This is a genomic window from Shewanella sp. 2_MG-2023, from assembly GCF_030548905.1.
Classification (GTDB): Bacteria; Pseudomonadota; Gammaproteobacteria; order Enterobacterales; family Shewanellaceae; genus Shewanella; species Shewanella electrodiphila.
In genome coordinates, this window is sequence record NZ_JAUOSO010000003.1 from 286,294 (window position 1) to 311,519 (window position 25,226).

Genomic DNA, 25,226 nt, shown 5'->3' on the forward strand with positions numbered 1-25,226 from the left:
ATTCAAATAGAAAAAAAGTGTGAAATAGCTCACTTAACAGACCACAAAAAATATAACTTGTGTTAACCTTCTCCGATAACAAAAAACGTCTACTATTAGACAGTCATCGCCGTCTAATCCTAGCTATAAATAACAGTAATTCGACACTGATAATAAGGTTTCCAATGGACGATAATAAACGCCCTCTCTATCTTCCTTTCGCAGGTCCAGCCATTCTTGAGTCTCCTCTGCTAAACAAAGGTACCGCCTTTAGCGAAGAAGAGCGCATTTACTTTAATCTTGAAGGGCTTATTCCTTGGGTTATTGAAACAATTGAAGAACAAGCATCACGTGCTTATGAACAGTATAAAAGTTTCAGTAATGACCTCGATAAGCATATTTATCTGCGTAATATCCAAGATACTAACGAAACCCTATTTTATCGATTAGTGCGAAACCATATCAGTGAGATGATGCCTATCATCTATACCCCTACCGTGGGGTTAGCCTGTGAGCGTTTCTCGAAGAATTATCGCCGTAACCGCGGTTTGTTTATCTCATACGATAACAAAGATCGTATTGACGATATTCTAAATAACTCGACACGCCACAAAGTGAAAGTGATTGTGGTCACCGATGGTGAACGTATCTTAGGTTTAGGCGACCAAGGGATTGGCGGTATGGGGATCCCAATTGGGAAATTATCCTTATACACCAGCTGTGGCGGGATCAGCCCTGCATATTGCCTCGCAATTACTTTAGATGTGGGGACTGATAACCCTAATCTGTTAGATGACCCTATGTATATGGGCTCTCGTCATCCACGTATTGGCGGCGAAGAGTACGCTGACTTTATCGAAGAATTCATGCAAGCAGTCAATCGCCGCTGGCCTGAAGCACTTATTCAATTTGAAGATTTCGCTCAGAAAAATGCCATGCCATTGCTTGAACGTTATAAGGACAGATTCTGTACTTTTAATGACGATATTCAAGGTACTGCTGCGGTAACTGTTGGTTCGTTATTGGCGGCATGTAAGGCAGCTGATACGCAGTTATGTAAGCAACGGGTTGCTTTCTTAGGCGCGGGCAGCGCAGGTTGCGGAATTGCAGAAGCCATTGTGGCGCAAATGGTGGCAGAAGGCATTTCAGATGAGCAAGCTCGCTCACAAGTATTCATGGTCGATCGTTGGGGCTTATTGCTTGATAACATGCCGACCTTACTGGATTTCCAGAAAAAACTAGCGCAAAAGACAGTAAACGTTGAGCAATGGGATGGCTTTAGCGATCATATTTCATTACTTGATGTAGTCAACAACGCTAAACCAACGGTATTGATCGGTGTTTCTGGTGCGCCAGGATTATTCACTGAAGAAATTATTCGCGCCATGCACAGCCATTGTGAGCGTCCAATAGTATTCCCATTGTCTAATCCTACTAGCCGCGTTGAAGCAACACCGAAAGATGTGCTGCACTGGACATCTGGCCAAGCATTGGTTGCTACTGGCAGTCCATTTGAACCCGTAGTTATTGACGGTGAGACCTTCGAAATTGCCCAATGCAACAATAGCTTTATCTTCCCAGGTATTGGGTTAGGTGTACTAGCGAGTGGCGCAACCCGTGTATCTGACGAAATGTTAATGGCATCGAGCCTTGCATTATCAGAGTGCTCACCACTTGGTAAAAATGGCACAGGTTCATTATTACCGGCACTTGAAGATATTCAAGAAGTCAGTAAATACATTGCCTTTGCAGTAGCGAAAAAAGCCATTGAACAAGAGCTTGCTCTACCTTGTCCAGATGAACTATTAACACAAAAAATTGATAGTAACTTTTGGGAGCCTGAGTACCGTCGCTATAGACGTACCTCTTTCTAAATGACTTAAGTTTAAGGTTTTGGTTTTACTTAACACCAGCACCTTACGAAACGAAAAAGCCTAGCAAATGCTAGGCTTTTCTTTTAGGTAAAACCATCGATTACATGACGACTTTATCTTCTAATGCTTTATTTAAACCAGCGTAGTTACTGATAATCATCTTGCCACGGACTAATTCAATAAGCTCTCGCTGAGAAAACTTATTCAACACTTCATTGACTCTAGGTCGGCTGACATTAGCAATTTCACTTAATTGCTGCTGAGTAATTTTAATTTCAATTCTAGGTAAATCCGTATTCTTTTTACTGCGAGCGAGTTCAAGTAAGAAAAATGCTATGCGCTCTTCTATGCCATAAAAAGATAAATGCATGCCTTGAACAAGCTTAGGGGTATTCGTGCGCATGATGCTATATAACAGTTTATAAATTTCACTGTTAGTTTTTGCTAGTTCATTTAAATCCTTTTTAGGGAAAAATAAACTTCTAATAGGTTCAAGCTCACAAGTGTATAAATTGATTTTAGGGAAAATCTCAATCGCCACAGCGCCAACCCACATTTGTTTGCCAAATATGAAACTGGCCAATGGGCGATTATCTAAACTTGTGGTCGCAAATGTTCCCAGCCCCTGTGCACAATAAAATAAGCCACGCTGATGATCACCGTCTAAAAGAGTGGCGTATTTTTCAATGCCCTCAAGCTCAATAGCAAGATCTAAAATCTCAGCTTTGGTTTGCTCGCTTAGTTCACAAGGCCAACTGATTTGGTGGGCTAATATTGATGTCATTGGGTTTCCAAACATTTGCTATAACAAGTTATGCCGACATAACTTGTTTAAAACTATTCAACATCGAACGATCCGTTCGGGCTTTTTTTAACTTTCTAATACTTTCTTTCAGTGATTGCTCAGCTAAACGACCAAATACACCGTCATATTCTTTTTCATCAATCGCTTCGTCAGAATCTGCATCGTCAGCAATCTCTTGAGCTACTCGGCTTAACTGCATCCACGCATTCGCAATATAAAAACCATGGAACTCAGCTTGTGGCATCAATTTTTGCGCACTTGCCGGCATGGCTTGCCAACTTTTATTAAACAAGCCAGCATTATCTTCAATTAACTCTTTAAACAAGCCTTCGTAAGCTTCAAGTAATGTCTCTGGTAATTTATCCATTGGCAGTACTTTATTGGCTACATTAAAAGACACCTGCTTTGCTGTTGCTTTATATTCTTCTGTCACATGACTCATTGTATATTTCTCTCTTAATTAATAGTGCCGCTGAAATTCAAATGCTACTGAGATGTTTGCTATAAATGTATATCCTGCAAAGGCGGCATACCTTAATGGCTTCAACTCATTCAGTAAAGCGCCATTATATATCCAAAGAAGTACAATTAAGTAATATACGGAATTGGCTGTTAAATTGACTTTATAACGGTTTGATTAACCTTTATCTAAGTCCATTGTGCATAGACTACATTCTTACGAACGTGTTCTCAGAAAGGTTGGATTAAATGTCTTTCATTGCTAAATGACATATCAACAAGTAAACATGAAATAAGAGACTATCAAAGTGAGTACACACCTGACTAGTCGTTCTCATTTCATTCAGCTGATTTTAACCTTTGCATCAATAAGCATTGTTACTTTGATAACATTAAGACCCTAATTTGGCTTAATTTATCGATCATTTAGATACAAATAACCCATTGAGTGGCTTTAATTGTACAAACCAAATTATATGTCATAATAATGCTAGGCATAGAAACCTATATGAGAACTATTCGATTAAAACCCTGCTGCACTTTGTATTAGCTATATCCTTGTGTTTTGCAATTAACACTGTTTCAGCTAATGCCAATGACATTAACAATCAGCAAAGAATTGATCATTTATTTGATATATTCGATGAGGGTGAAGAAGGTGATCTTGAAAAACTAGCTGGTTATATAATTGAGCTTGAAACCCTAATTCCTCAAGAAGATCTCAAGCAACAAGAAAAGCTCATTCCATTGCATTGCTGGTACCACCCATCAGAAACCTCTGAAGAATTTCAACAAGCGATAAAGCATGCAGAAGACTTGATGCTGCGTCATCAAAAAAGCTACCCGTCAACGCTGCATACAGAACTATTACTTTGCCGTGCATCTCACTACCAATACTCAGGCAATCCAAAACAAGCCAAACTTGATTACGACGCAGCAATACAAGAAGCCTATCAAATTGAAAACCTGCGCTTAATCGCCGATGGTAGGAGTTTACGAGGTGCTATGTTGTCTTATGAAGGTGATTACACAGGGGCTTTGGAAGATTTAATCCCTGCGCAGTCAATGTATGAGCAACTCAAGTTAAACTATTGGGCCAGGGTAAACTTAAGTGAAATAGCCAATAGTTACCGCCGCTTTGGCGATCCACAAATGGCACTGTCCTATCAGGAGAAACTTGAAAAAGCCTATTTAGATAACAATCAGCTAATGGATGCTATCGACATCAATACTCAGATTGCTTATTCCTACGAAGAACTTGGGAAAAACGAACTTGCGCTAGCACGATTTGAAAAAAGTTATCATTACTGGAATAAACAAGACAAACCTATCCTCACTGCGGGTGCTGGCGTTGATATTGCGGGAGTTCAATTAAAACTAGGTCAAGTTGATGCCGCTATTGAAACCTTAGATAATGCAGAAAAAATCATCACTAAAGAAATCGATGGGTTATTCAGTTTTATGAAACTCTTTAGAGCGCAAGCTGCATTACTCAAACATCAACCCGAGCAAGCATTAAGTTTTGCACAAGAGGCTGAAACCGCATTTGATGTCAGTAATAATGAACGTGGCTTAAGCCAAGTTTATACTCTACGAAATAAAATCTACCTGGTTTTAGAAGACTATCAGTCAGCCCATGAAGCCTTGTCAGATTATTTGCAACTGCATCTTAAACTTGATCAGAAAAGCTTAAGTAATCGCAATAGCGAAATGCGAGCACGCTTTAACACCGGTAAAATAGAATCAGAGAATCAAACTTTACAAGCATTGCAGCGAGTTAAAGAACAAGAGTTAAAAGTATTGGAAAAAAATAAAGAATTACAGCAAGTGATTATCTTTCTTGTAGCAATAATTTTAATCATTATGACTTTTTATGCCGCTAAGCAAGTTAAAAGAAAACAATTATTTAAAAGTCTCGCTTTAACTGACGAGCTCACACAATTAGCTAATCGTCGTCAAACATATAACTTAGCAAAAGACTATATTGAACAAGCACGTAAAGATAATACTCACTTTTCGTTAATCTCATTTGACGCTGATCATTTCAAGAAAGTAAACGATAGCTTAGGTCATGATATTGGTGATAAAGTATTGGTATTAATGGCAGAAGTATCAAGAAAATTAATGCGTAAATCTGATACGGTCGGCCGCGTGGGTGGTGAAGAGTTTTTGGTTCTATTACCTGGTGCTAATGAACAACAGGCTAAAGAAATAGCCGAGAGATTAGTCAATAAAATTGCTGATGCCAATTGGCATGCTATATCGCCAGAGCTAAACCAAACAATCAGTGCTGGTGTCAGCCAGTTTAACAATGAGAACAAATTGGAAGCATTATTATTGCGAGTTGATAATGCACTTTACCAAGCAAAGTCAGCAGGTAGAAACTGCGTTAAGACGGTATAAATCACCTTGCAGAAACTTATTCGTTGTCGCAAAAATACACACTACCTCATCGGTTTAGTTTTATTTATTTTAATGTTTGTCGGCCAATTACCATTTAAAGCCGATGCAAATACTTTAGAAAATGAAGCAGCTGATGAATTGTTTAGTCAGTTTGAAAGTGATCAACTGACGAGCTCATTATATATTGATGAAAAACTACTAGAACTTAAAGCCTTGATTGCTGAGGATGACCACCAAAGATGGCAGCAGTATAAAACACTAACCTGCCCGCATATTCCTTCCGGCGAGCCAGATCAGCTACAAGATTTTGTAAATGAAACTGATGACTTAGCATCAAGAAGCTTTTCGGTCCCCTCTACACCTGTGTTATTAAATTTGTGCCGCGCAAGAGCTTTTATGTATTTAGGCGATTTGCAGCAAGCAGCTCAAATTAATCAAGATGTGTTAACTCAAGTACAAACACTACAAGATGCAAAATTAACTGCTGATGCGTACTTCTCTATTGGTCAGTTAAGCTTATTTAAAGGGCAATTTATAGGTGCAATTGACAATTTGTCATTGTCTTTTGAGCTATATCAGCAACTTGGGTATTGGAACACTGCCAATATTAATATTATCTCTCTAGCAAGTTCATATCGACGCTTAGGCGATAACAAAAAAGCCCTCTATTACTACAATATTGTTGAAGAGCATTTCACCAAAAATGATAAACCTAACTTACTGGCTATCGTCGAGCAGTCATTAGCTTACATCAAGCTAGATAACGGCGATTATCAAGAGTCTCTTGATTACTTTGAAAAAATATATGCTGTGGCCAATACTGCTAATAATCCCTTATACGCAGCAGAAATGGCGGTAGATATGTCAGCTCCGCTCATTAAACTAAATCGTTTAGATGAAGCTGAGCGTTGGCTAAATCAAGCACAGCCTTTAATTACGCCAATTAATTACTCTCACTTCGGCTATATGCATGCCTATTACCTCGAATTACGGTTACACCAAGGACGATACCTGGAAGCAATCGAGCATTTTAATCAAGCAAAGAACAGTTTTGACAAATATAACAATAAGAAAGGGTTAACAATTATCTATCCCATCATTGCTGAGTTATTTGCCGAAAAAGGCGACTTTAAATCAGCAAACCATTGGCACCATGAATTTCTTACTGTTCACAATCAAATGGATGAAGCCGCTTGGGCGACGTTTAACTCAGAAATGCGTATCCGCTTTGACTCACACCAACTTGAAAAACAACAAAAACAATTGATTGAATTTCAAACCCTAAAAGCCACTCAGCTTGAAGCCTTAACAAAGAAACAGCAGCTGCAATATGTCGCTATAGCCTTAACCTTTATTTTGCTGGTGATATTAGCGTTCTTCTTTATAAAATTAATTAAAAAGTCTATACAATATAAACAGTTAGCATTAATCGATCCGTTAACCGAGGTACCAAATCGACTTTATGCTTATAAAGTGACTAAGCATTTATTTCGAAAACAGCAGGCATTTTCGATTCTACTTATCGATGTCGACCACTTTAAAGCGGTTAATGATAATTATGGTCATGATGTTGGTGATATATCATTGCAGTTAATCGCCCACACTATCAGTGAAGTTTGCCGTAAAGAAGACACCTTGGCCCGAATAGGAGGTGAAGAATTCCTCCTACTTATGCCTAATGCGCAAGCTGAAGATGCGATAAGTTTGGCTAGAAGAGTAAACAATCAAGTTAAGTTAATTGATACTGATTCATTGTCTATGAGCGAATGTTTTACTGTCAGTATCGGCATTGCAACAACAAGCAATGAAACAAGTATTTCCCCATTACTTAAAAAAGCAGATATCGCACTTTATCAAGCCAAAAATGCAGGCCGAGATGGCTATGTGAATTATCAAAGTCCAGTTGATTTTCAGCGAGAGGACGGCCAATGATGCACTTTCTGATGCTTCGGATTTGTAGCCTACGCCAAATGGTATGTCTTATCACGTTTGTACTCTTTTTCAACGTGACCTTGCCCGTATCTGCAACAGAACAAAAAGGGGCTAACGAAGCGACTCAAGCATTCGATAACCCTGAGTTTGAACAGATATTTATATTAATCGATAATGGCGATATCAATGATGCTAGTTACCCTAACCTCATTGACGAAATGGCGCAGCTTATTGATGATGGCGATATTGCTCGTACTTACCGCTTACTGCCCAAACAATGCTTAGCGTATAATTTTTTAGAAGAACAACAAAACCTAAATGCGCAAAAATTCTTAACCGATGTTTATCAGCGTTACTCTGAGATGCCAGCCGACATCAGAATCAACCTCAAACTTTGCGAGGCGACCTTACTTCGCTATCGAGGAGAAATTACTGATGCCAACCAGATGGTGCAACAAGCCCTTATTGATGCACAGCAAATAAATGATCAGCGCCTGACAGCAGATGCTTATTCCATCTTAGGTCAAATCGCCTCCTACACAGGTGATTTCGCAGTTGCCCTTAAGAATTTACTCCAAGCTTATGAGGGTTATCAAAAGCTCAAGTTAGTGACTTTAGAACGTTTAACTTTACTTGACCTTGCGATTACTTACCGCCGCTTAGGCGAAACAGAAACCGCTCTCAAATATTATTCCCAGCTCGAACAAGCCTTTAGCGATAGCGATCAAATAGCTCTAGTTATGCTAGTCAAAAATGACATGGCGTATGCTTTTGAAGATATTGATGAATTTCAAAAAGCCGCTGATTACTATTTAGCTATTTATAATTATTACCAAGAAACTCAAAGCGACCCAACATTTGTCGCCCGTGTTGCTGTGGATATGTCCTCAGCGCTCATCCAACTTGAACAGTATCAACAAGCACTAGACTATTTATATAAATACGAAGCCATCATTAGCCCATCGGTTGATACCCATTATAGCTTTTTACATCTATATAAAGCCCAAGCAAAACATGGCTTAAAGTTAACAAAGGAAGCACTGCCTCACCTTGAAAAAGCCACTGTCGGCTTTAATAAAAACCACAATAAACGTGGCCATGAAATGCTACTTAAACTCAAGGTTGAAATTTTTGAATCTTTGGAACAGTGGCAACAAGCTTATCAAGCGCAACTTGCACTGTATGAAATCCATTTAAAGTTAGATAAAGCCCTTGAAAATCAAGCTAGCACAGAAATGCGGGTTAAATTTGATAGTGAAAAAATAGAAGCTGAAAATGCAGAGTTAGTGGCATATCACGAGTTGAAAGATCAACAATTCATCATTCAACAAGACAATGAAAGGCTGCAAATTTTAACGCTGGCTCTAGGCTTTGCATCCGTATTATTACTCATCATTTTTAGTCTTTATTTTAATAAAAAGTCTCAACAATTAAAGCAACTTGCATTAACCGATTTATTAACCCAATTACCCAATCGATTAAGCTTTTATCGCAATGCACAAAATGCATTTACCCGATTGTCAGAGCGCCAACAACCATTGTCTATTATCTCTATCGATATCGATCACTTTAAGCTCGTTAATGATCAACATGGTCATGACACTGGCGATAAAGTTCTCAAAGCTGTAGCTCAAATTTGCTTAGAAAACTTATCTGTTGTCCATTTGTCTGAACAGCATTCATCTATGACGAGTAAAAGTCATACCGGTAGAAGTCATATCGGTCGTGTCGGTGGTGAAGAGTTTTTAATACTGCTACCCAATACGCGATCTCAAGCTGCAATTAACCTAGCCCAGTCCATTCTAAATGACATACATTCATTTGATTTTAGCCCTATTAGCGAAAACCTTTCTGTCACGATTAGCGCAGGGGTAGCAACGTTTAAAGATGAAACCACCCTGACAGAGTTAATCAAAAAAGCAGATAAGGCGTTATATCGAGCAAAAAATCAAGGCCGTAATCAGGTAGTTTACTTTCATGATGATGCCTAAGGCGATAGCGAGTATAATAACTGTTAGTCATCATAAACCACTGTTACTCCTGCATGCCAAATTCTAAAACTGATACTCAAATTGAGCATCAACCATCTGTTGAATCGTCAAGATTATTAACGGTTGAATCGAGTCTCAGCCGTAAGATGACTTCGCTAGAATTATCTGAGCTTTCGCTACAAATAAAAAACTGGGCGCAGGAATTAGGCTTTGCTCAGTTAGGGATTACAGATACTGACCTTAAAGCTGAAGAACCCAAACTGCAGCAATGGCTTGATAATGGTTATCATGGTGAAATGAGTTATATGGCGAATCATGGCATGATGCGTGCCCGCCCCCATGAGCTACATCCAGGCACTATACGTGTGTTAAGTGCCAGAATGGATTACTTACCCCCAGAAGCTGGATTTGCCAGTAACCTATCGAATCCTAACTTAGGTTATATCTCCCGCTACGCTGGCGGCCGTGATTATCATAAGTTAATCCGAAAACAACTCAAAAAACTGGGTGAAAGAATTGTTGCCCATTGCCAACAAATCGGCGTGACAGGTATTGATTTTAGACCTTTTGTCGATTCAGCACCTGTGCTTGAAAGGCCACTAGCCGAAAAGGCCGGCTTGGGCTGGACCGGTAAACATTCGTTATTACTAAACCCCGATGCTGGCAGCTGGTTTTTTTTAGGTGAAGTGTTAATCAACTTGCCACTACCGATTGATATCCCACTCAATCAAAGCTGTAATACTTGTGTAGCCTGCATAAAGTCATGCCCTACCAATGCGATTCTTGACAATAATGTGGTTGATGGTCGGCGATGCATTTCCTATTTAACTATCGAACTACAAGGTGCTATTCCTGAAGAGTTTCGACGCGCTATTGGTAACCGTATTTATGGTTGTGATGATTGCCAGCTCGTGTGTCCTATCAATGCCAAAGCACCGTTAACTCAGCAAGCCGATTTCCACATTCGCAATCAGTTAATTCAGCCAGAATTATTAACCTTATTTGCTTGGTCAGAGAAGCAGTTTTTGTCATTAACCGAAGGCAGCCCTATAAGACGTATCGGCCATAAAAATTGGCTCAGAAATATTGCTGTCGCACTGGGTAATGCACCTTTTAATGATGATATCGTGACCGCACTTAATACACGCAAACAATCTGATGAAGTTGATGACATGGTCAGTGAACATATTGACTGGGCACTCAAACAGCAGTCACAAGCTCATGCCGAGTTAATCAGCCGTAAAACACTGCGAGTGGTTCGAGCTATTGAGAAAGGCTTACCACGAGATGCATAATAAATACGGCTTGTTGTTCAAATAGGTCATGACTTACCACTATGACCACAACACCTTGATCACAACATCTTGAACACAACACCTTCAGTCAAAATAGTTGTGGGATAAATTTTAAGCTCAGCAGTAAATAACCACTGCTGAGCTTTTTCGTTTAGACGACTCAAGTGAATTGATTATTGAACGTATTAACTTTGATCTAAGGTAAAGCCTACCTTGACGGTCACTTGCCAATGGGCAATCAAGCCTTCTTCCAAATGTCCTCTCGTTTCTACTACTTGAAACCAACGCATATGCTTAATAGATTTGTTCGCCGCAGAAATCGCATTCTTAATCGCATCATCCGAGCTAATGGGTGATGATCCTGTCAGTTCAATCAGTTTATAAGTATGGCTCATTATCACTCCGTCAGTATTGTTATGAACATTGACTGAGTATAGATAACCTATAAAAATCTGCGTAACTTCAAGATAATAAATGAACATGACGCATATAGTTAACAATAAACTCTGAAGTGGCTTTGCCTGCCACAGTCCCCTAGTAGATTAAGACTACAACGGTCTCACTTGAGGCTTTAAGCACTAATGGTTAGTCGCTTAATTCAATACGGTCGCTTTACGTAAAATAACTGAACACAAGCTTGTGCTATTACGGCTTATCCTTTTGGTGATAACTCTTCGCTATATGTTTTTTAGGCCTTATTGTTAAAGATTCTTAAGCAATTCCATCTGAATATAGCGCTTTAGCACAGATATTTACTTGTTCACTACCATTTTCTTCAAACACTTAAAAAGCCTAAGTTTGTAATTTTCATATCAAAACAACCAATAAATTAACAATTAACCTACATTAATGTAAATTAATTACACAGGCGTCTGGACGTCTAGAAGTTTATTGTGTTACTCTGCCATTAATCAATCGAATAGATTTCACCCGCAAGTTGAACAGAATTCATGTGAGGATAATATGATAGAGCTGAGACACCTTCGTACTCTTATGGCGCTTAAAGAAAGTGGTAGCCTTGCTGGTGCCGCGAAAAAACGTTTCGTCACTCAATCAGCGTTATCACATCAGATTAAAGAATTAGAAACCCGTATTAACTCATCTATTTTTATTCGAAAGAGTAAACCGCTGTCATTCACGCAAGAAGGCGCTAGATTATTAAATCTTGCTGAAGAAATTTTACCTAAAGTCATGGTGACTGAATCAGACCTTAAAAAGGGTTTGGATAGTGAGTCACAATCACTGAAGTTGGGTATTGAATGCCATAGCTGTTTTCGTTGGTTAATGCCGGTAACAGAAGCATTTAAACAACTTGCGCCCGATGGCAGAATTGATCTTTCAAGCCGACATCTTTTCGACTCATTAAATGCATTAGAAATGGGCGAACTCGATATAGTACTCACATCAGATCCTGTCCCTGGTCATGCACTGGCTTATCAGCACCTATTTGATTTTGAGGTAAAGTTAGTCGTGGCTAATGAAAACCCGCTGGCAAAAGAAGCTTTTATTAAACCAGAGCAATTAGCTAAGCAAACTTTGATTTCATACCCAGTACCATTGCAACGTCTGGATATTTATAAGCACTTTTTAGAGCCTGCTGGTGTTGAAGCCGGTGAGCAAAAGCAGTGTGACTTAACCGCAATGTTACTGCAACGTGTCGCTTGCAATGATGGCATCGCAGCCTTACCAAGCTGGTCGATCAACGAAAGCCATGGGCTAAACCTTGCCTCAGTTAAATTAGGCGCTGAAGGGTTAAAGCGACCACTATTTGCGGCTTATCGTCGTAATGCAGCCAATACCACATTAATCCAAAAGTGGTTAACCTTAGTGGCTGCTGAAGGCTTGAAATTACAACGCTTAAGTCAGCAACACTAAAGCTGAGGCTTCCATCATACGAAAGTTAACACATAAAAATGCCACTCATTGAGTGGCATTATTGTTTGAAGGTTTTATATTCACTCTTACTGAAGGTTATTCAAACTCAGCAAGAGGGTTTATCAATACATTACGCTTAGCAAGCACATGCCTTAACACCATGCCTGCCGAGTTAGGATTATCTGTTTGATTAATATTATGGGCGACCATAAATTCGTTACGTAAGTCTTCATCTAAACCTAATGCTTCAAAAGCTTCAATAGACAAACTTTGCTGCTGAGTATCAATTAAGGTTTTGATCACTTGCAATGCAATCGCTTTCTCTGAAGCATCATTCAAAAATGCGAACGCACTTAAGGTAATCACTTGGCCAAAGACACTGAATAGCGCCAATGTTTGCACTTCATCAGCGTCGATGTCTATGGGTTGGTCACTTTCTTCAATATCACGTAAATGTTGAACCGCATCAACAGCAATATTCTCTGTTAACGTCCAGTAACCTTTTACCAATTTGCTATAAGGCTCTTTTAGTTCATCTAAACGTTCTTTTAAATAGAATGAGAAAGCATAACGGTAGATATTAACTTGGCCTAAACGGATAAGCGCATCTTTGATACTGCGGTTTTTAGTCGAAATAATACCACCAGCTTGAGCGGTATTACTGCGCCATAATAAATGGGCTGCTAAAGCAGGATCACTTGAAACAATATCAATGAGAATACGAATATCAGCTTCATTAATAAGTGCTTTCTTTAAAGGGATCAAAATACCGCGTCGACCGATCACCTGCTCTTCGTTGCCAATAATGGCTTTGACTTGAGTTAGCACTTGTTGCTCAAGGTAGGTCATATTGTACTGCTTCCCTTTAATCATTTTTATATATCTAGTAGGGAATTTATCCACATAAGCGGCACTAAGGTCAAGTAATTAATCCGTAATCAAACAAAAAGCCGACAAGCAATTTGTCGGCTTTAGGTTTTTAGTCAATTACACTGCTATGCCTAAGCATAACTGTGTATTAAACAAACAAGCTTTAGAAGCGGTATCCTGCAGTCAAACGAATTGAGCGGCCATTACCTGAGTAGTAACCGTTGCCCCAATCAGAATAGTATCCAGCACTGACATATTGTTCATCAAATAAATTATCTACACGTAAGCTCGCTTGCCATGCATGACGTTGATAATTTATCGCTATGTTCGTCAGTACATAACTATCGAGCTTATCACCTTGATTGGCGTTATCCCCCTCCATGAAGCGCTCTCCGGTATAAGCGCCTTCTACAAAGACATTCACATGCTCATCAAAGTCGTAATTCACAAAGCTGCGACCAGAATGCTTAGCCACCCAAGAAAGTGCTTTGCCTTGGTTTTCGCCTTGTGTGAATTCAGCATCAATGTAATTGTATTCAACACCCCAAAGCCAGCTTTTAGCTAACGTGAGTTCGTATTTACCGCTAACACCATAACGACGAGATGCATCAGCATTAACATTGGCGCCATCAAAATTTCCCCCATCTGGCTTTTGGGCACTTGGGTCCCAGACAATTTCATCTTCAAGATCGAGTCGATACGCATTGATACTGGTTACTGAGTTTTTATGATTCCAATCCCATCCAGCTTCATATGAACGCCCAACTTGTGGCTTTAACCCAACCGTGCCTTTTTCGGTATAGGCTTGCTCATCGACTTTGGCAAAACGAAAATTATCATCAGCACGAATATATAAACGATGTGCTTGGTTTGGACGATAGTTTAAACCCAATTCAAGCGCGTGAGCATCTTGGTCTAAGTCAACGCCTTCAGGGTACACACCTATATCAACCAGCTCGTCTTCTGCTTTGGCATAGCGTCCACCAACCACATAAGATAAGGTTTTTGTTAATGGCACTGTGGCTTGTACAAATGCACTATATTGGGTTTGTTTGTTACTGCGGCTCATAGAGGTAAAGTCAGCTTCACCAATAAGTAAGTCTAACCCTGTTACTAATGACATTTCGCCATTTTCGAGTTGATACTTGGCTACCGCTTTTGGCAAAAAGCTAAATTGACTGCGCAAGTTACGACTAGGACTCCAAATGTTGCCTGTACTTAACGTATCGGTATAGCTTGCCTCAGCATTAACTGCCCATTGTTCGTTTAACTGATGTTGATAACCAGAACGTACCGAGGTCGTCATTTCATGTGTATATTGACTGTCATTATTATTTGAGGCGCGAGGATCATCGTTAAATTCATCTTCACTTATTGCCCCTGGTACTAAACGATTATCATCGTAATAGCTGCCTTCAATAAAAAAGTCTTGAGTGGCTGTTTGATACTGAAGCCGACCTAAAATTGACCCCGTGTCGCTTTCATTGTTATGGCGATAATTGTCAGACTGGTTATAGCTGCCAGATAAAAAATAACGCCAATCATCATTTATTGCGCCAGCAATATCCCCTTTCGCTTCATAAGTATTAAAGCTGCCGCCAGAAAGCTGCACTCCACCACCGGTACCGTTAGGGGCTTTAGTGATGATATTGATAACACCACCTACGGCTTGATCACCATAAAGTACACCTGCACTGCCATACAATACTTCTACGCGCTCAACTTGGTTTAACGGTACAGCATTAATACTAGGAGCTGAAATATCGATATTATTCAATCGACGGCCATCAATTAAAATCAGAGTATTACTCGCAGCTTGTGATGCAGTAAAACCACGCATGGCAAACACAGTACCTGAGTTATTGTCAGAAACTTGAATACCCGCTTGACTGCGAAGTAAATCCGTTAAACTCACCGCACCGCTCATTTCGATATCAATTTGATCGATAACATTGACGTTCGCGGCAATATTTAATGGGTTAGCTTCACTGCGACCAATAACCACAATGGTTTCGTCTGGTTTAATCTTGTCAGTCGTTTCAGCATAAGCTGATGTAGCAAGAAACATTGAAGCAATAGAGGCAGCTGAAAAGCTTAATACTAAGCTAAGTGCTGTTGCGATTTTTGTTGGATTAGTACCCATTTACCTTTAACTCCTAAAAGGAAAAATGGGGCATAGTTGCCGCAGCATAAAGCATCTTGTGATCCCAATAGCACGCATAAGCGCTATAGCATTCACAATGACGAAAAAAGGCTACATTTCGAGATCTGCCCACCGAAATCTCAAAATCATTTTTTGGGCCGGTCTCCGGACTCAGGTTGATGCCATGTATCATGACAAACGAAGCTGAATTTTTAACGTCGCTTTTGCTGGTTAATTATCAGCAAACAAGCTTACGCACTCAGTTCTCACCATTACCGTTGCGGGGGCAGCACTAGATTCTCACTAGTTTCCCGATTATCCCTTAGCTGCTTATCTATTGATAAACGCCGATAGGCACCACAAAAAATTGACTATAAATAACTCTCATTGAGGTTATATAACATTGTTATGTTTGCTTAAATGCAAGTCCATATAACAATTGGCTGCATTATAACTGGTTAACGTTACTTTTTAATATAAAGAATGAAGATCATTCATATTATTCAACGCTTAGTTATAAGGGTTGAATAATATGAAGGTGGCGCAATGAGACCTGCGCTAGGGGAATGGCTTAAATAATAAAACAGAGCACGACTTAGAATAGTCTCTATATCGAGTGCTTAACGCTGAAATTTAAGTTGCAGCATTTTAGAAATAAAATCACGATGATTTGAGCCATTAAGTGGTGGGTTAGATTCATTAAATACTTCCCCTCTCATCGATTTATGTAGCAGATACAAATCTTCTGTATCTTTTAATACCGCATAATAGCCAATTTCACCCTGACGAGTTCTCGCAGTCGCACCGCCATACATATTCTTCATATTGGTACAGCCGATAATGCCGTGAACGGCTTCTTTGCCACCAATTTGCGTCGTACCAAGCTGTTCATACGTCACACTGCCTTGGCAAGAATCTTTATAGGTATCAGCAAAACGATTAAGAAATTGAGTACTATCAATATCGGTTGCCAAGCCTTCAAATCCTTGAATACAGAATAAAGCAGACCAATCATTGAGGGATTCACCGGCAGGAACAAACTCAGCTTTATACATATTGCCTTTTTCTGAATTAAAGGCCATTTTCCAACCGACAGGCAGCTCAAATGACACTTTATTAGAAAAGATTGAAAGCTGTTTTTCTTCAGAACCGCCACCAGCATCTGAATTAGCTGTTATGGCGTTAATGTATGGTGGTGGCTCTTTGGCCACTACATTATTTGAAGGGCTCAATAACAACAGCCCCCCAGATATTATTAGGGTAGCGCTAGCTTTCATACCGAAATCATCCTTGGTATTGGTGCTGAAAGGTGAAACGTAGTTAATTCAAACAGAAATACAGCAACTATGTCACCAAAATGTTGTATTACTGTATTATTTTAACTGTTAATCTTCAAGCTCATCCGCTGAATCTGTCAAATCAATTTCACTAGACTCATTAGTTAATGCTTCTGCGGCAATGGCATCAGCAATTGATTTAGCTTTAATTTTCTTTTCAGTTTTACGTTTATTACGCTCAACTTGTGTAGTCATAAAGGCTGTTAGCTCTTTTTGACCCCATGCAACAGCTTCATCTTCTGTTGTAAAGCCATCATGGCTTTTTGACACGATTGTTTTAGTTGCACTCATACGACGAGTGATTTCTGTTTTAAAAGTATCGCCAACTGCTAATACTCTAAAATCGTACTTCTTACTTTTGCTCATTATTCGGTTTTTCCTAGCTGAACTCAGCTTAAATTAAGGTCGCGCAGTTTACGCGAACATTGTCTATTTCGCACTCATTTTGAGCACTTTTATCTTTAATCAATAAAATTACTGTTTTACTAATTGGTTTGAGCCAACAATCATCATTTCACATTTCTGACAATCAAAGACTAACTTCAATCTATCTTTACCAATATCTAACACCATAGGGTCGGCTTTAATCCCTTCAACTTCTTTAGGACATAAGTTGAAGCTGTAGCGCAAACAATGCTTAGTCACCATTAATGGTGCATCGGTTAGTACTTGGTTTTTCTCGTAAGTATCTTCCATTTGGATTACGCCATGCTGCTCGTAAAACTCACGAGACTTATCATTGGCCACATTAGATAAAAAGCTTAAATACTTTTGCGGGAAACGTGCTTCTTTATCATGCTCGCCTCTAAGAGGCCGTTGATAACCATTAATACGTGCTTCATCAAAAGCTGCAATCGCATCGCGGCGTAAACCATTAATCACTGAAGCCGGTAAAAACCAACGATTAGCGCAATTAACTTGCAACTGGTTTAAACGGTAATCACTGTTACCTAATTTGCCTAACTGAGTCCGTAAATTCGCATCCGCTTTGGCATAATCTTTTGCAGGCTCTTTGGCCCACTCAAGTTCAATTGTCACAGTGTGTTGATGGTTATCCGACACCGTTAAGGCAATACCTTGTTCGGTATCATCTAACACCATATCAACCATGATTTTACGACTGGCAGAGTCTTTTGATAATAACGCATCAAACTGATGGTCGAAGTTTCTAAATAACTCCACACCCACTTTTAGATCTTTGCTGACGTCAGTTAAAAATAAAGTGTTACCATCGGCGCGGTTAACCCGTAAGCCTTTGGTTTTATTATCTGACAAGCGTTGTTTCTGATAGCCATCAATGAAGAAACACAAGCCATCACCATTATTAAACTCAATGGTTTTACCGGCTTTTGCACTGTCGACTTTAATAAAGTCTCGGCCAACACCCACAATAGTACCGACCTTTTCACCAATGTATTTGGGTGAACTAAAATGCTCAATTAAGGCAGTGCGTTGATTAATAAAGTAATCTGTTTTACCTCGGTTAAAGCTTTTTTCAGGATCAGGTGTGAAAGTAAATTCGCTGCGACCATGAGACATTGACTCAAGATCATTGCGGCGATCAATAATCGCATCAAGCTGTTGACGATAATGTGCGGTGACATTTTTGAGGTAACTGATGTCTTTTAAGCGACCTTCAATTTTAAATGACGTCACGCCAGCATCAATCAAAGCTTCTAAATTCTCAGTTTGGTTATTATCTTTAAGGGATAATAAATGCTCATTTTCAGCTAATACTTCACCATCACGAGTCGACAAATCACAAGGAAGACGACACATTTGTGAGCACTCACCACGGTTAGCGCTGCGATTAGAAAAGGCATGACTGATATTACATAAACCGCTGTAGCTGACACATAATGCGCCATGGACAAAGTATTCTAATTTAAGTTTTGTTGTATCAGCAATTTGCTTAATCTGCGGTAAGTTTAACTCACGGGCTAACACCACTTGCGAGAAGCCTACCTGTTCTAAAAACACCGCTTTTTCAGGCGTACGATTATCCATTTGAGTACTGGCATGCATTGCAATTGGCGGTAAATCCAATTGCAGCAAGCCCATATCTTGAATAATCAGCGCATCCACGCCAGCTTCATATAACGACCAAATTAAGCTTTGTGCTTGCTCAATTTCGTCATCCATTAAGATGGTATTAAGCGCAACAAACACTTGCGCATGATAGCGATGAGCAAATTCTGCTAACCGAGCAATATCTTCAACACTGTTACCCGCATTATGGCGCGCGCCAAACGCTGGGCCACCAATGTAAACCGCATCTGCACCATGACGAATGGCTTCGATACCATAGTCAGCATTTTTTGCAGGCGCTAAAAGCTCTAACTGTTTCTTTTCAGTAGGCTTAGTTACAGTTGATGCTGGCGAAAATATTTCTACAGAACTCATAATCAATGTTTATCTTTTTCTAGGTAATAAAAAATGCATCAAGATAGTAGCTAAACACGGACTAAAACCACGTGTATGTCACTATCATTGACGCACTGTTCAGCTTGCTAGTTTAGCAAAAAATAACCAGTTTCGCGGCTTTTACTTAAACAAATGCTGAATATTCTTAAAATCACTTTTACCTTCAGCGATTTCCTGCGGATTTAAACCTGAGACCTCATGAGGAAAAACTAACCACTCTTCCGATTCATGAATGAAGTAATCTGGCTTTAAATCAACCGCAGTATTTTTGGGCTTGTAGTAAGGACAAGCAACACGAATATCGGTAGGAATGTTTTTACGCATAAACTTTTGTAGTTTATCAATTAACGCATCAACACTACGACCTGAGTCAAATACGTCATCAACAATCAATAGACCGTCATCTGCATTGGCATTTTCAATGATGTAATGTAAGCCATGTACTTTAATTTTTTTACTTTGCTTATCAGTACCAATGCCATAGTAAGAAGAGGTTCTTACTGCGATATGATCGGTTTCGACATTTTTAAAATCATAGAATTCTTGAACGGCAATACCAATTGGAGCTCCACCACGCCAGATACCAACAATAAATTGTGGTCTAAAGCCACTGTCATAAACCTGCGCCGCAAGTTTAAAAGAATCTTCCAGTAGCTGTTGTGCACTGATGTAATGTTTATCTGTCATTGGTTTTGGCCCCTATCATTTTTATTGCGGCGAATTTTATACCAAATATGCAGGGTTTGTCTGTGAGGAATACGTTTAATCGACATATTTGTTAAACAAAATGAGCTTTAAGACTTAAATTAGACTTGAACAAAAAAACACCATTGACTCCTTTCATGTCTGTGGCATAGTAAATTTAATGCCAATTCATAGCGAAACCAACACTATGCTTGCAGCAAATGATGCGCAACTTCGTCAACAGTCTGAAACTGATAGATTATCTTTGAAAAGTGATAATCCGCTGATATGGCCCCTCCTCACTCTGCTTCAGAGTTCGTGTCAAAGCTGGAAAGTCCATCACCTTGCCAGTGAACTTCAACATAAAGGCTTAATGCATAATCTGGATCCTGAGCCTGAAAAAGACTTATTCAAACGTAATTTTTTACTGATGAACGCATTATTTGAACTACAAGCTTTGTTATTGCCCAATCAATGGCTACAAGTGCAAGCGATGGATATTCAAATTTTCAGAATTCTACCCAATGATATCGCCCAGCAACAACATCATGATACGCCGTTAAAAGAGTATTATCTCGATTGGCAGCACTACGATACTTGTGCCAATGTGGTGAAAGAAATGCTGGAGTCCTTTTGGTCAAGTTATCAAGAGTATATTGGCGTCAATCAAGTATTAATGCATGACAGCCATGCACTGAGTATTTTTGAGTTAGATGCAAGCGCCACCAATAAAGATATTCGTAAGCAATGGCGTAAGCTGGCACTAAAACTTCACCCCGATCGCCCAGGCGGAGATGCACATCAGTTTCGTCAGGTTTGTGAAGCATGGCAAACTTTACGATCTAAAGCTGGATAGTACCTGACTTAGATGCAGCTATTTTTATAAGAAAGCCGCATCACATCACATATTTAACCCTGAAATAAATCATCGTTTAGGTCATAATTCTTGTTAATATTAAGGCAATTAAGTATTGGCTTAATTAAGACTATTTTAAGTTTTCTCGCAACTACCAGCGGGTAACGCGACACTTTTATTGAGGCTGAAATGATTAAGATTAAACCTATTGCATTTACTATGGCACTTGCGGCATTCACAATCGCCCTTACTGGCTGTGGTAAACCTGCTGAAGTCACTGCTGAAAAAGCTGTTGAAGTCACTGCTGAAAAAACTGTAGAAACAGTTGCTGTTCTTCCATCTAAATTTGTTGAAGGTCAGCATTACACTAAAATTTCTGATGGTCCAGCATCTAGCGAACCTAAGATTTCTGAGTTCTTTTCTTTCTACTGTCATAACTGTTACAACATGGAAACTAGATACCTGCCAGAAATCAAAGGTAACTTGAACAAAGAGATTGGCTTCGAAACTAAGCACGTTGACTTTATGAACAGCGAGATTGGTACTGAAGTTATGCGCGCATTAGCTGTTATTCATGAAGTCGGTAATGAAAAAGCGTTAAACGCTGCAATGTTCCAAGCGATTCAAGGCGAAGGTGGTCATCACGACCATAGCGCTCCAGGCCACAGCCATGACGAGCCAGAAATTAACAACCGTGACGACATCAAAAACGTATTTGCCGCAAACGGCGTTGATGCTGAAACTTATGACAAAATTGCAGATAGCGACGCAACTGATGCGAAGCTAGCACTATGGCGTCAACAGCAAGTCATGTTCCAAGTACAAAGTGTGCCTACATTTATCGTTAACGATAAGTACGCAATCAACATGAACGAAATGGCGACCTTAGGTGACTTGATTGATGTGATGAATTACTTAGCGTTAGAAAAGAAGTAACTCATTTAGTCATGAGCGCTACTCGCGCTCTTTAAGACATTAAAAAGCCCGACTTTAGCGATAAAGTCGGGCTTTTTGTATCTGTATTTTTATCTCTGTATTTTTATAAATGCCGTTTATAAATGCCGTTTGTAACAAACACTAGGTAAACTCGGACAAAAATAATAATCGGTAAACCACTATCATAACTTCAGCTGTGTTATGAGTTACGCACCATGTCGATAATATGAAATGCAGCAAACACAATATGGAGCATTAAAAAGCCAACAAATCCTTGCGCAAACATAATGTGGTATTTACGCCACATCAAAGCATCACTGGTGCCTTGTAGGATAAACCAAGCAATCCCCGTAATACTGACTAACGCCATTAATAGTAAGCCAATACCTTCCACGATACTGAAAATACCTTTACCGCCAGAACTCGGTAACTTGCCCTGCTTTAACTGCTTAATTTCATCGATGCATTGGGAAAAATCTAATCTTAACCACGGAAAGAACTGACGCCAATGGCCATTGAGTAAGTTTTTCAACAAAAACAGCAATCCGAAAATCGCTGCGATTAAGCCAATATAAACATGTAAGCTATCCCAAATACTTGCCTTAGCACGTAATCGGCTACCAATTAAAATCCACGGACTCGTCACTACCAGAAAAACACTTAACGTGATCACAATGACATGAAGCTTTTCTGATATCAGCTTGACAAATTTTGATGATTTTAGGCTCATATTGTTCCTTGTTGCATTCCTAACTAAGGGCTTGGTTCTTCATTTAGCGTTAAGTGCTGTATGAGGCTTAATAATGCAAGTCATTTAATCAATAAAGCCAACAAGTACATTGTTGGCTTTAAACTTATTTACGCTGACTGAATTTGCGCGACGTAGTTATCTACCTTCGCCCAATCAGTATATTCAACTTTGGTATTTGGATCCGTTGGGCCTTTAGTTATCCACATAATGAAACGAATGATATTGCGATCCATCGGGCCATAAAATTGATAATCTAAATTGCCACCAAACACTTCTAATACCTTAGGTTGCCATTCACTTTGTTTTAAAAAGGCCTGCATGTACATATTGGTATCTGGTGTATTTTTACCTGGTTTTCTGGCCACTAAACTCACTGAAAAGAATCCATTAGCCTTACTATCAAGCACCTCTTTGTTATCAGCAACAAACTGATAAAGTTCAGGGCGATGTTTACCATGGCGAATACTGGCACCGATAAAGACTTTATCAAAAGCAGTTAAATCAGGCTTATCTTCAAGTGCTGCGAGGGTGACGGTTTCACCTTCTGCGGTGAGCTTGTCTTGCATGTAATCGCAAATCTTACGGGTTTGACCGTGGACAGTTGAATAAATAATTAGAATATTGCTCACGTTCACCTCGACGATAATAAAGAAAAAGCAGTTACGATTATTAAACCGTTAACGACTCAGCAAGATTTTATCCAACCATGCTATTACATCTAATCTTAATAGAAAGCGAAATATAATTACATGGATCAGATCACGCCAAATTAGCAACATCGACTATTAATAGTTAAGACTTTTGAGTGGCTCACAAAAAAGTGGATAACTCTGATGAGTTATCCACTTAATTTTTTCAAATCAGCAATTTAAAATTGTTGATTATGGCAACTGCGGGTTTAAAAGTTATAGCGACATTAAGAATGATACTAACTGGTCGCGCTCAGCTTTAGTTAGTGCCATAAAGGCCTCTTTGCTATTACTTGCTTCACCGCCATGCCATAAAATGGCTTCCTCCACTGTCGCTGCGCGGCCATCATGTAAAAAGCCCGCTTGCGGGTTAACGGTTTGCGTTAAGCCTAAGCCCCATAAAGGACGCGTGCGCCACTCATTACCATTGGCTAAAAAGTCAGGGCGACCATCGGCTAAGTCATCACCCATATCATGTAATAACATATCGCTGAATGGGTAAATGACTTGTCCCTTGAGCGAATCTATTATCTCAATACCACCAATATCGCCTACCGTTTTAGTGGTAAAGCTTGGTGTGTGACAGCCACTACAATTAACTTGTGTAAATAAACGTGCGCCTTCACGCACATCACTATCATCTACATTACGTCTTGCCGGTACCGCTAATGTTTCAGCATAAAATACTACTGCGTCACTAAAGGCCTGATCCGCCTCTGGCGCCCCATTTTCATCACTACCAGTATCAACAAAACCGGTACGGGTTAAGTAAGAGTCATGCAAGCTGGTGCCAACAACACTTTCATCAGGGAATAATGGATTAGTAATGCCAATATCACCGCGAAGTGCACCTAAAGACTGCACTCTGACACTTGGGGTATTCGCTTTCCAACCAAAACGCCCTAGTGATACTGGCGTTTCATCGCCGTTACGGTCTTTAATAGCATCAAACACCCAGTTTGGACGGCCAGATATGCCATCGTCATTCGCATCATTTTCATCTGCAAGGGCTAAAATATCTGCTTCAGGGATCGCTTCAAGTAAACCTAATCCAAAAACAGGCATGCCATTTCGCCAGCCCATTAACACGTCATCTTGGAGTAGATTGGACGTGACGTTAGCGCTTTGCTTAGTTTCACCTGGAGCATCATAAGGATTCTCGACTTCAAAAATTGGCTTTTTCAATTCGACACTAGTTCCATCGCTATAAGTCACTGCACTGCGCTCATAAGACAAGTACACATCCGCTTGACCACCAAAAGCATTATCCTGCCAGTCAGCACGTGCTTTTAATACGCCACGGTGAAATAACTGCCCGCCAAAATCAGGGACTGCAATCGGCGCACAATAGTCGTTATCCGCAGTTGGGGTAATACACTCTTCATCGGGAGTTTTACTAATACGTAAAAAAATACCCGCATCAGAGCCTAATTTAACCCGTGTTTCATCTGCCGCTAAAAATGGGGTTGAGTTGCGGCCGTCACGTTGGTGACAAGAATTACAATCAGCATTGTTAAATACTGGACCTAAGCCATCTTGTTCTGGATGCTGTTCATTGGGTGCTGTGGTAAACGAGATCTCAAAATTAGCGTCTCCTTCGAGATGCAGGGCTAAATCGGCTTCGGTTAAATTGGGTGAAGGCGTTGAAAAACCATGGCCTGAATTACCCGCATCATAAGTAGTGGTATCACCACCACTGGCAGTAATATCAGTAAAGTCAGGGTAGATGACAACTGGAGGCTCGGTTACTGTCGGGGTTTCATCATCACCACTGCCACCACAGGCAGATAACATGAGTACACTGACAATGGAGGCCAGTAAGGTTTTACCATTTAAACTAGGATAATTAGGGGCGTTAACAGCTTTGGGATTCTTGCTCATCTTAGACACTCTTATATCAAGACCGGTATCTCTACCGACGGT

20 protein-coding genes and 1 riboswitch are annotated in these 25,226 nt (G+C 39.8%); of the genes, 8 read left to right on the top strand and 12 right to left on the bottom strand.

What is annotated here, in order from left to right; all coding sequences use genetic code 11:
• Positions 1–164 precede the first annotated feature (164 nt).
• Positions 165–1,853, top strand: coding sequence for an NAD-dependent malic enzyme (locus tag Q4600_RS05140; RefSeq protein ID WP_303513385.1), 1,689 nt, complete (start codon positions 165–167; stop codon positions 1,851–1,853).
• 100 nt (positions 1,854–1,953) lie between these two features.
• Here Q4600_RS05140 and Q4600_RS05145 read toward each other — a convergent pair whose 3' ends face one another.
• Positions 1,954–2,637: a Crp/Fnr family transcriptional regulator gene (locus Q4600_RS05145; protein WP_229369450.1), complete on the bottom strand. Its 684-nt coding sequence runs from the start codon at positions 2,635–2,637 to the stop codon at positions 1,954–1,956.
• Positions 2,638–2,665: 28 nt separating this feature from the next.
• Positions 2,666–3,100: a DUF3069 domain-containing protein gene (locus Q4600_RS05150; RefSeq protein ID WP_102528928.1), complete on the bottom strand. Its 435-nt coding sequence runs from the start codon at positions 3,098–3,100 to the stop codon at positions 2,666–2,668.
• A 575-nt stretch (positions 3,101–3,675) separates the two neighbouring features.
• On the opposite strand from Q4600_RS05150, the gene Q4600_RS05155 reads away from it, so the two are divergent.
• From Q4600_RS05155 to queG, 4 genes are all read left to right on the top strand, one after another.
• Positions 3,676–5,520 (top strand): GGDEF domain-containing protein, encoded by a 1,845-nt coding sequence (locus tag Q4600_RS05155; RefSeq protein WP_303513392.1) that lies wholly within the window; start codon positions 3,676–3,678, stop codon positions 5,518–5,520.
• 6 nt (positions 5,521–5,526) lie between these two features.
• Entirely contained in the window at positions 5,527–7,452 is a 1,926-nt protein-coding gene (locus Q4600_RS05160; protein WP_303513395.1) for a diguanylate cyclase, read from the top strand.
• On the top strand, positions 7,449–9,443 hold the full coding sequence (locus tag Q4600_RS05165; protein WP_303513397.1) for a diguanylate cyclase: 1,995 nt from the start codon (positions 7,449–7,451) through the stop codon (positions 9,441–9,443). Before Q4600_RS05160 ends, Q4600_RS05165 begins: the two co-directional genes overlap by 4 nt.
• A 146-nt stretch (positions 9,444–9,589) precedes the next feature.
• A complete protein-coding gene (queG, locus tag Q4600_RS05170) occupies positions 9,590–10,738 on the top strand; it encodes a tRNA epoxyqueuosine(34) reductase QueG (protein WP_303513520.1) in 1,149 nt (382 codons plus the stop codon).
• A gap of 185 nt (positions 10,739–10,923) precedes the next feature.
• On the opposite strand, the gene Q4600_RS05175 is transcribed toward queG, so the two are convergent.
• On the bottom strand, positions 10,924–11,133 hold the full coding sequence (locus Q4600_RS05175) for a dodecin (protein ID WP_102528932.1): 210 nt from the start codon (positions 11,131–11,133) through the stop codon (positions 10,924–10,926).
• Positions 11,134–11,701: 568 nt separating this feature from the next.
• On the opposite strand from Q4600_RS05175, the gene Q4600_RS05180 reads away from it, so the two are divergent.
• On the top strand, positions 11,702–12,613 hold the full coding sequence (locus tag Q4600_RS05180) for a LysR family transcriptional regulator (RefSeq protein WP_102528933.1): 912 nt from the start codon (positions 11,702–11,704) through the stop codon (positions 12,611–12,613).
• Between the two features lie 96 nt (positions 12,614–12,709).
• Here Q4600_RS05180 and Q4600_RS05185 read toward each other — a convergent pair whose 3' ends face one another.
• The 6 genes from Q4600_RS05185 to Q4600_RS05210 all read right to left on the bottom strand — a co-directional run bounded on the left by Q4600_RS05185 (position 12,710) and on the right by Q4600_RS05210 (position 20,074).
• On the bottom strand, positions 12,710–13,462 hold the full coding sequence (locus tag Q4600_RS05185; protein ID WP_303513522.1) for an HDOD domain-containing protein: 753 nt from the start codon (positions 13,460–13,462) through the stop codon (positions 12,710–12,712).
• A 184-nt stretch (positions 13,463–13,646) separates the two neighbouring features.
• Positions 13,647–15,626, bottom strand: a complete 1,980-nt coding sequence (locus Q4600_RS05190) for a TonB-dependent receptor (RefSeq protein WP_303513401.1) — start codon at positions 15,624–15,626, stop codon at positions 13,647–13,649.
• A gap of 138 nt (positions 15,627–15,764) precedes the next feature.
• Positions 15,765–16,003: riboswitch (cobalamin riboswitch) on the bottom strand.
• Between the two features lie 243 nt (positions 16,004–16,246).
• A complete protein-coding gene (locus Q4600_RS05195) occupies positions 16,247–16,903 on the bottom strand; it encodes a hypothetical protein (protein WP_102528936.1) in 657 nt (218 codons plus the stop codon).
• 108 nt (positions 16,904–17,011) lie between these two features.
• Positions 17,012–17,329, bottom strand: a complete 318-nt coding sequence (locus tag Q4600_RS05200; RefSeq protein ID WP_102528937.1) for a DUF3622 domain-containing protein — start codon at positions 17,327–17,329, stop codon at positions 17,012–17,014.
• Between the two features lie 108 nt (positions 17,330–17,437).
• Complete coding sequence (locus tag Q4600_RS05205) at positions 17,438–19,366, bottom strand: U32 family peptidase (protein ID WP_248954834.1); 1,929 nt, start codon at positions 19,364–19,366, stop codon at positions 17,438–17,440.
• A 141-nt stretch (positions 19,367–19,507) separates the two neighbouring features.
• The gene (locus tag Q4600_RS05210) at positions 19,508–20,074 is read right to left on the bottom strand and encodes a phosphoribosyltransferase (RefSeq protein WP_102528939.1); all 567 of its coding nucleotides are present in this window, start codon (positions 20,072–20,074) and stop codon (positions 19,508–19,510) included.
• Between the two features lie 205 nt (positions 20,075–20,279).
• Here Q4600_RS05210 and Q4600_RS05215 point away from each other — a divergent pair, with 205 nt between their 5' ends.
• Together Q4600_RS05215 and Q4600_RS05220 are read left to right on the top strand one after the other, a co-directional pair.
• The gene (locus Q4600_RS05215) at positions 20,280–20,927 is read left to right on the top strand and encodes a DNA-J related domain-containing protein (RefSeq protein ID WP_303513524.1); all 648 of its coding nucleotides are present in this window, start codon (positions 20,280–20,282) and stop codon (positions 20,925–20,927) included.
• A gap of 189 nt (positions 20,928–21,116) precedes the next feature.
• On the top strand, positions 21,117–21,863 hold the full coding sequence (locus Q4600_RS05220) for a thiol:disulfide interchange protein DsbA/DsbL (protein WP_241906454.1): 747 nt from the start codon (positions 21,117–21,119) through the stop codon (positions 21,861–21,863).
• Positions 21,864–22,062: 199 nt separating this feature from the next.
• Here Q4600_RS05220 and Q4600_RS05225 read toward each other — a convergent pair whose 3' ends face one another.
• The 3 genes from Q4600_RS05225 to Q4600_RS05235 all read right to left on the bottom strand — a co-directional run bounded on the left by Q4600_RS05225 (position 22,063) and on the right by Q4600_RS05235 (position 25,097).
• Positions 22,063–22,593 carry a cytochrome b/b6 domain-containing protein gene (locus tag Q4600_RS05225; RefSeq protein ID WP_303513411.1) on the bottom strand — a complete coding sequence of 177 codons (531 nt, stop codon included), beginning with the start codon at positions 22,591–22,593 and terminating at the stop codon, positions 22,063–22,065.
• A 128-nt stretch (positions 22,594–22,721) separates the two neighbouring features.
• A complete protein-coding gene (gene hemG, locus Q4600_RS05230) occupies positions 22,722–23,243 on the bottom strand; it encodes a menaquinone-dependent protoporphyrinogen IX dehydrogenase (protein WP_303513414.1) in 522 nt (173 codons plus the stop codon).
• A 276-nt stretch (positions 23,244–23,519) separates the two neighbouring features.
• Positions 23,520–25,097, bottom strand: a complete 1,578-nt coding sequence (locus tag Q4600_RS05235; RefSeq protein WP_303513526.1) for a di-heme oxidoredictase family protein — start codon at positions 25,095–25,097, stop codon at positions 23,520–23,522.
• Positions 25,098–25,226 lie beyond the last annotated feature (129 nt).